This window comes from Planctomycetota bacterium, from assembly GCA_026387035.1.
In the GTDB taxonomy this organism is placed as follows: domain Bacteria; phylum Planctomycetota; class Phycisphaerae; order FEN-1346; family FEN-1346; genus JAPLMM01.
This window is the reverse complement of record JAPLMM010000302.1, coordinates 1-5,488: the sequence shown is the minus strand read 5'-3', so window position 1 is coordinate 5,488 and position 5,488 is coordinate 1. Positions and strand designations below refer to the sequence as shown.

Below are 5,488 nucleotides of genomic sequence, written 5' to 3'. Positions count from 1 at the left end.
GCCTCGCAGTTCCAGGTGGCGGACGCCCTCGCTCCGGAGCGTTTCGATCTGAAGGCCGAGGTCGGGTCCGATTTCGTCGGCAAATCCGCTGAGGGTGACCATGGCCGATTCCTTCCCTTTCCGAGTTGGGGTCAAAGAGATGCGACTATAGTCGCGGCGGCGGGCGAGTCAACTTGCATTTCCCGGCACGTGGGAAGCGCCCCAGACATCGTGAACCCCTGGTGAAGGGGTTGAGAGGTTTGGGAGCGGTGTGGAAAGAGCCGTTGGAGAGGGTGTTGCGGAACGTCCCGCCGGGGAAGTCCCTCTAGGCCGGCGGGCTGGGGGTCAGCCGCCCCGGCGGCGGCGGCTGATACTGGGCCGGGCAACCACAGGCCGGCCAGTGCCAGAGCCGCCGGGCCGATTCGCTGGAAGGGGTTTACCATACTATCGAGTTTCCTTTTTCTGCCAGACGCAACTGATAGCCCACAATCCGCGATTGTTGCTGTTGGTGTTTGTCGTCTTGATGCGCAGTTCGTTCTTTCCCCGCTTGAGTTGGACCGGGATGCGAACGGATTCCAATCCATTTTCGTGCCGCAGCGTGGCGACTTTTTCTCCGTTCAGCCAAACGATCGCCCAATCGTCCAAGGCAATGCGGAGGACGGCTTCACCCTCCACCTCGCTCTCGATGGTGGTGCGTGCATAGACAGCATGGTTTTTCAGTTCGCGGAAGTAGCGGTTCAGCGAAAGCCATGTGTATTTGCTATCGACCGAGTGAACTCTTACCGACTGCTCGCCCAGTTTCACGACGTCGGGCCAATCACCGGCTGGAGTGTTCTCGACGAATTCCTGCCGGTTGAAGCCTTCCCAAGTGTTGCTGCCGGGAAATGGGTCGGTGAACTGCCACCGCTGCGGCGTCGCGACCTCCGGTGCCTTGCTCCCGAGGACTCGGTAGTAGTAGAGAACGCTCTCCGTGTCGTCGGCCCGGCATCCGGTCGAAAAGGAAATCGACGAGTGGAACGCGATCGGATCGGGGCCGAAGAAGCGGTAAAACACGCCGTCCTGATCCTTGAGACCGCGGTTCTGATGCCACGGACAACCGATCCACGGCGTCTGGCGGTCATTGAAGCCCCAAGTGAATCCGTAGTCGTCCTCCATGTTATGGCCGCGGATGGCATGGGGTTCGGTTTCGCCGTCGATGAGGATCCTCATGCCACCGGTGTGAAACACCAGGTTGCTGTGATCTTTCTGAATCGCCCCCATGAAGAGCCCCGCCACAAACCCACGGCCTTCGGTTTCCAGCATGCTGAAATCATCCCTCGGCACGGCCGGCTTTTTGAGGTTGTATGCCGCATGAAAGCGGAACGGAGTAAGCGGCGTACCTTCCCGATACTGATGCCAGTTGACCATCGTCGTGACGGTTTGATTGTCCGTGGCGTGGATGCGGATCCGGCACGACTTGCTGAACGGGATCGGCATGTAGCAGTTGTATCCTGGATTCCCGGGCATCCCGGGCGCGGGGTTGGGGAGGGTGACAATGCCTGCACTGTTGATGAAGTACGGTTTCAAATCGTGCATGATTCCGTAAAACGGGTTAGCCGGAATGCGGACCTGCGGTTGCTCCGCTCCGTCCACGGTCACCTCGATTTCCAGATTCTGTGCGAACAACTGCCAGATGCTCCGCACGGCCCCCGGCCCTTTCACGTTCAGGATGTCAACGGACTCGCCTTTCTTCAGTGCGGCCTCGGTATTGGTTCGTTGAGTCCTGAACTCGGTTGGCAACTGAATCATCGGAACTGCGGGGTCCGGGAATGTGGAGTGGATGGGACCGGAATTCCCCCCATCTTGAGCAACGGCAAACGAGCCGATGAGCAGCACGGGCACCAGTCGAAGGCAGCGGATGATGCGGGCGCGGAGACACAATGGGGATTTCATTTTGGGATGATTTTCAGGTGAAATGTTCGTTCGGTTTTCCCTGGCCAGGACCAGTTCTTCGTAACCGTTCACGGGGTTTTTACCCTTGTCGTGGCCACCGCAACCCCCACAGCGGTAGCCTGACGAAACTAATCTTCGTTCCTGTTTTGGGTGTTGTCAAGGCGTCTTCCCAAAAATTTCCCGGCACGCGAAGGCGGCCGCGGCCTTGCTTGGCCGCCACAGCGGGAGTATACTGCGTCCGCGCGTCCGGATGGGCGCTTAGCTCAGTTGGCTAGAGCGCCTCCCTTACAAGGAGGAGGTCGGAGGTTCGAGTCCTCCAGCGCCCACCCTGCGTCGCCCGCCAAAGGCGGGCTATGCAGGGTGCCCTCCGTAGTCCCGGCGCGCCGGGACGAAGGAGGGCCACGCACTTAAGGGAACGCCCGTGAAGTACGTCTACCTTCTTGAGAGCGAGTTAGATCCCCACCGGAGATACGTCGGCATTACCGATGATCTGACCCGCCGCCTGAAAGACCACAACTTGGGCAAGTCGCCCCATACCAACAAGTACAGACCGTGGCAGTGCGTTATCGCGGTCCGGTTCCTGAATGCACGGAAGGCTGAGGCGTTCGAGAAATACCTCAAATCCGGCTCGGGGCACGCCTTCGCAAAGAGGCACTTTTGGTAGAGGCGATTTCGCTGACTGGAACGCTTGTTCCACCACGCCGGCTCGCCGCCGATCGCGCCGGGTCGAGCAGGGCGGGGCGGGTCGCGAGACGCCTCTTGCGAGCCCGCGCGAATGCCGCTAGGATACCCCGGTATCAGGTTCCCCTGGAGAAGGAGGTCGGCATGGGCGGATTCTTCGGCGTGGCCTCGAGAACGGATTGCGTGGAGGACCTGTTCTACGGCACGGACTACCACTCGCACCTGGGGACGAAGCGCGGCGGCCTGGCGGCGATTCATTTCGGGGGGTTCACGCGCTTCATCCACGACATCACGAACTCGCAGTTCCGCTCGAAGTTCGAGGACGACATTCGGAAGATGAGCGGGAGCCGTGGCGTCGGCGTCATCAGCGATTTCGAGGACCAGCCGCTCATCATCGGTTCGCACCTCGGCGCCTATGCCATCGTGACGGTGGGCGTCGTGCGGAACGGCGATGCCCTGGCGCAGGAGGCGTTCAAGAGGCGGACCACCCACTTTTCGGAGATGGCCGGCGGAGATGTCAATCCGACGGAACTCGTCGCCACGCTCATCAACCAGGAAGCGACGTTTGAGGCCGGCATCGCGCGGGCCCAGGAGGCCGTCGAGGGGTCCTGTTCGCTCCTGCTCTTGACGAAGGACGGGATGTACGCGGCCCGGGACCGTCTCGGCCGGACGCCCGTCATCATCGGCCGAAAGGACGGAGCGTACGCGGCCACGATGGAAACGTGCGCGTTTCCGAACCTGGGCTACGAGATCGACCGCTATCTCGGTCCGGGCGAGGTCGTGCGGATCACCGAGGAGGGCGCGGAGCAGCGCCGCCCGCCCGGCGGGAAGATGCAGATCTGCGCTTTTCTGTGGGTGTACTACGGGTACCCGGCGTCGAACTACGAGGGGATCAACGTCGAGGTGGTGCGGAACCGGTGCGGGGCGGCGCTGGCGCGGCGCGAGGATCGCGAGGTGGACCTCGTGGCCGGGATTCCGGATTCGGGAACCGGCCACGCCATCGGCTACGCGAACGAGGCCCGCGTGCCGTACCAGCGGCCGTTCGTCAAGTACACCCCGACGTGGGCCCGCAGTTTCATGCCGCAGGACCAGAGAATCCGCGACGTCGTCGCGCGGATGAAACTGATTCCGATCCAGGAACTGATCGAAGGGAAACGGCTCCTGTTCTGCGAGGACTCAATCGTCCGGGGGACGCAACTGAAGGACATCATCGAGCGGCTGTACGACTGCGGCGCGCGGGAGGTGCACATGCGTCCGGCGTGTCCGCCGCTCGTGTACGGCTGCAAGTTTCTGAACTTTTCGCGCTCCCGCAGCGAACTCGACCTGGCCGCCCGGACCGCCATGGTCGCCCTGGAGGGCGCGGCGGACCGGCACGTCGAGGAGTATGCCGACGAGGGCTCGAAGCGGTTTCAGGCCATGGTCGAGGCGGTGCGGAAGCGGCTGAACCTGACGTCGCTTCGCTACCAGAGGCTTGCGGACCTCGTCAAGGCGATCGGCCTGCCGAAAGAGAAACTCTGCACCTATTGCTGGGACGGCGCGGAGGGCTGACGCCGCCGAGCGCCGACGTGAGCCCTACAGGCGCACCGGAATTCCGCGTCCCGCCAGGTACTCTTTCATTTCGCGGATGGTGAACGTTCCGTAGTGGGCGATAGAGGCCACGAGGACGGCGTCGGCGTGGCCGTCGGCGACGGCCTCGTAGAGGTGCTCGAGGGCGCCCGCCCCGCCCGACGCGATGACGGGAACCCGGACGGCATCGGCGATGGCCCGCGTCATCGGAATGTCGTAGCCCGCCTGCGTGCCGTCGGCGTCCATGCTGGTCGGCAGGATGGCGCCGGCCCCGAGGTCCACGACTTTCCTGGCCCATTCGACGGCATCGAGGCCCGTGGCCTCGGTCCCGCCGCGAACGACCACCTCGAAACCGGACGCGACGCCGTCCGAAGCGCGCGTGTCGATGGCGACGACGACCTTCTCGCCGCCGAACTTTTCTGCGGCCTCCTCGACCAAACCCGGATTGCGGACCGCGGCCGTGTTCATCGACACCTTGCTCACGCCGAGGTCGAGAAGCGCCTGGATGTCGGCGACGCTCTGGATGCCGCCGCCCACGGTCAGCGGGATGCGGATGCGCCGGACGGTTCGGCGGACGGCGTCCAGGAGGGTCCGGCGTCCTTCGAGGGTGGCGGTGATGTCGAGGAGGACGAGTTCGTCGGCCCCGGCCTCGCTATAGGCGGCGCCGGCCTCGGCGGGGTCGCCGAGTTCCTTCAGGTCGACGAAGTTGACGCCCTTGACGAGCCGGCCGTTCTTCGTGTCCAGGCAGGGGATGATCCGCCGGTAGTCCATGCGAGGTCCCTTTCCGTTCGATTCGTTGGCGGCTGGACAAGGTAAAGGGCGCGGCGGCTCATGTCAACGGGCCAGGCGGCCGGTCAATATGAAGGGGGCGCCCAACGGCGGAGGGCGCCCAACGGCGGAGGGCGCCCCTCTTGCGGATGATGCGGGTCGGTCCTACTCGGCTTTGGCGGCGTCGAGGGGCTTGATGCGGATGTTGCGGAAGGTAACCCACGCGCCGTGGTCCTGCAGGCCGATGTGGCCCTCGCGTTTGAAGTCCTTGAGGGCCTTGTTGAACTTGTTCGCGGTGCCGTCCGGATTCTTCCGGGCCTCGGTCCACTTGTCGAGGTCCATGTCGATGATCTGTTCGCCGTTCATGACGATGGTGATCTTCGGTCCTTTGCAGGTGATGACGGTGCGATTCCACTCGTTTTCTTTGACCGTGCTCTTGGAGGGGGCGAGGCAGTCGTAGATGGCGCCGCAATCGTGCTTATCGGGGTTCTCCTTGCCCCATGAGTTGATGACCTGGACCTCGATGCCCGTCTGGACGCAGTCCTTGATGTTGTCGGTGCGG

At 63.3% G+C, this 5,488-nt stretch carries 5 protein-coding genes and 1 tRNA gene; 3 read left to right on the top strand and 3 right to left on the bottom strand.

Annotation, left to right across the window (positions count from 1 at the left end):
* Window positions 1-423: 423 nt before the first annotated feature.
* Window positions 424-1,983 carry a DUF2961 domain-containing protein gene (locus tag NTX40_11430; GenBank protein MCX5649685.1) on the bottom strand — a complete coding sequence of 520 codons (1,560 nt, stop codon included), beginning with the start codon at window positions 1,981-1,983 and terminating at the stop codon, window positions 424-426.
* A gap of 180 nt (window positions 1,984-2,163) precedes the next feature.
* On the opposite strand from NTX40_11430, the gene NTX40_11425 reads away from it, so the two are divergent.
* The 3 genes from NTX40_11425 to NTX40_11415 all read left to right on the top strand — a co-directional run bounded on the left by NTX40_11425 (window position 2,164) and on the right by NTX40_11415 (window position 4,140).
* Window positions 2,164-2,237, top strand: a tRNA-Val gene (locus tag NTX40_11425).
* A 95-nt stretch (window positions 2,238-2,332) separates the two neighbouring features.
* On the top strand, window positions 2,333-2,575 hold the full coding sequence (locus tag NTX40_11420; GenBank protein MCX5649684.1) for a GIY-YIG nuclease family protein: 243 nt from the start codon (window positions 2,333-2,335) through the stop codon (window positions 2,573-2,575).
* Window positions 2,576-2,736: 161 nt separating this feature from the next.
* Window positions 2,737-4,140, top strand: a complete 1,404-nt coding sequence (locus tag NTX40_11415) for an amidophosphoribosyltransferase (protein MCX5649683.1) — start codon at window positions 2,737-2,739, stop codon at window positions 4,138-4,140.
* A gap of 24 nt (window positions 4,141-4,164) precedes the next feature.
* On the opposite strand, the gene hisF is transcribed toward NTX40_11415, so the two are convergent.
* Both hisF and NTX40_11405 read right to left on the bottom strand, forming a co-directional pair.
* On the bottom strand, window positions 4,165-4,929 hold the full coding sequence (hisF, locus tag NTX40_11410) for an imidazole glycerol phosphate synthase subunit HisF (GenBank protein ID MCX5649682.1): 765 nt from the start codon (window positions 4,927-4,929) through the stop codon (window positions 4,165-4,167).
* 162 nt (window positions 4,930-5,091) lie between these two features.
* The coding region (locus NTX40_11405; GenBank protein ID MCX5649681.1) for a DUF1080 domain-containing protein at window positions 5,092-5,488 on the bottom strand (397 nt) is incomplete at its 5' end.